This is a genomic window from Streptomyces sp. NPDC047706 (assembly GCF_043204795.1).
Classification (GTDB): Bacteria; Actinomycetota; Actinomycetes; order Streptomycetales; family Streptomycetaceae; genus Streptomyces.
This window is the reverse complement of record NZ_JBIDCW010000067.1, coordinates 1-1,710: the sequence shown is the minus strand read 5'-3', so window position 1 is coordinate 1,710 and position 1,710 is coordinate 1. Positions and strand designations below refer to the sequence as shown.

1 protein-coding gene is annotated in these 1,710 nt (G+C 69.8%); it reads left to right on the top strand.

Annotated features, from left to right (window positions below; translation table 11 throughout):
* Positions 1-120: 120 nt before the first annotated feature.
* Positions 121-1,512 (top strand): IS1380 family transposase, encoded by a 1,392-nt coding sequence (locus tag ACGF8A_RS34530; protein ID WP_393114795.1) that lies wholly within the window; start codon positions 121-123, stop codon positions 1,510-1,512.
* Positions 1,513-1,710 lie beyond the last annotated feature (198 nt).

The window sequence follows — 1,710 nt, the reverse complement described above, 5'->3', positions numbered from 1 at the left end:
CCCGGATCCACCGGCTGACGTCTGTGGACAACTTCTTCGGGAACGAGGAAGAGCCTTGTGACCTGCGATGATGGGAGTTCTTGAAGCTTCCAGCACGCACGATGACAAGGCTCTTCCGAGATGCAATCTTCCCATGCCGCCGTCCATGTCTCCGCACTCTTCGACGAGCCGAATCTGATCGCGGATGCGGGACTGCTTCCGCTGGTCTCGCTCGCCGAACGGGTCGGCCTGCCCGCTCTGGCCGCCCAGGTCCGCATCGAGGCGGCCGACAACAGCGGCGGCGCCCATCCAGCAGCCAAGGTGATGTCGCTGCTGGGCGCGATGTGCTCGGGGGCCGACTCCATCGATGACGCCGACCGGCTGCGGCACGGCGCGATGGACCGGGCCTTCGCCGACATACGCGCCCCGTCCACGCTGGGCACCTTCCTGCGCTCCTTCACCCACGGCCACAACCGGCAACTCCACCGAGTGCACCGCGACTTCCTGGCCCGCCTCGCGACCCGCACCCCGCTGCTGCCCGGCGCCGGGCAGCTGATGTTCATCGATATCGACCCCACCCACCGCCGGGTCTACGGACGGGCCAAGCAAGGCGCCGAGCACGGGCGCCTGAAGGGGCAGCGCACCCTGCACCCGATCGTGGCCGCCTTGTCCACCCCGCTCGCCCGGCCGGTGATCGGTGCGGTCCGCCTGCGCCGCGGCAAGGCCGCCGATGTCCGCGGCGCGAAAAGCTTCGTGCGTGAGGCCCTGGCCATCGCGAAGGACGCGGGCGGAACCGGAATCCGGATGGTGCGGGCGGACAGCAAGTTCTACACCGCCGATGTGGCCGTCGCCTGCCACAGGTCCGGTGCCCACTTCTCCCTGACCACGGGCATGAACCCCTCCATCGCCGCCGCCATCGGCCGCATCACCGAGGACGCCTGGGTCCCGATCCGCTACCCCGACGCGTTCGTGGATCCCGACACCGGCGAGATGGTCTCCGACGCCGAGGTCGCCGAGACCGAGTACACCGCGTTCACCGGACGCAAGAAGGCCGAGCAGGTCACCGCCCGTCTGATCGTGCGCCGGGTGCGACGCCTGAACCCACAAGCAGCCACCGGGCAGGGCGAGTTGTTCGACTCCTGGCGCTACCACCCCGTCTTCACCAACAGCCCCTTCGGCATGCTCCAGGCCGAACTGCACCACCGGCAACACGCTGTCGTGGAACAGGCGATCGCGGACGGAAAGTCCTCCGCGCTCGCCCACCTGCCCTCAGGAAACTTCCAGGCGAACGCCGCCTGGCTGACCCTGTGGGCCATGTCGCACAACCTGCTGCGGGCCGCCGGCGCCCTGGCCTCGGCCTTCCACGCCAAGGCCACCACCGCCACACTCCGCGCCCACCTGATCCACGTCCCCGCCCGACTCGCCCGCACCGCGAGGATCAAGCTGACCGCCCACCTGCCCGCCAACTGGCCCTGGCAGGGCGCCTACCAGGACTTGTTCGAAGCCGTCCACCACTCGCCGTCGACACCCTGACGGCCTCCACCGACACCGCACCCTGACGGCCGCACCGGCCACCGGCGCCACCGCCCCAGCCCCGACTCGAAAGACACCTCGGACAGGCCGCGACCCGAGCGCGGCGGACGCTGCACGCCCTCGAACCCGTGCCCCACACCACCATCAGCCCTCGGCGAGAAATCGGACCCCGGAAACATCAGCCGGTGGATCCGGGCT